The sequence below is a fragment of the Brevundimonas sp. UBA2416 genome (assembly GCF_002343105.1).
Taxonomy (GTDB): Bacteria; Pseudomonadota; Alphaproteobacteria; order Caulobacterales; family Caulobacteraceae; genus Brevundimonas.
This window is the reverse complement of the sequence record NZ_DDRM01000002.1, coordinates 72,730-72,996: the sequence shown is the minus strand read 5'-3', so window position 1 is coordinate 72,996 and position 267 is coordinate 72,730. Positions and strand designations below refer to the sequence as shown.

Annotated in this window: 1 pseudogene; it reads right to left on the bottom strand. The window is 64.4% G+C overall.

Annotation, left to right across the window (positions count from 1 at the left end):
* A pseudogene (locus B3E43_RS00555) lies at positions 1-267 on the bottom strand (CTP synthetase); the annotation flags it as partial.

Genomic DNA, 267 nt, shown 5'->3' with positions numbered 1-267 from the left:
GGCAGGCCCTCGATGTCGCCGACCGTGCCGCCGATCTCGACCAGCACGAAGTCCACTTCCTCGCCGTCATCCGTCAGGGCGGGAGTCAGGCAGAAGGATTTGATCTGGTCGGTGACGTGCGGAATGACCTGGACCGTGGCGCCCAGATAGTCCCCGCGCCGCTCCTTTTCGAGGATGGTCGAATAGATGCGGCCGGTGGTGATGTTATCCGACTTGGCGGCCGACACCCCCGTGAACCGCTCATAGTGGCCCAGGTCGAGGTCGGTC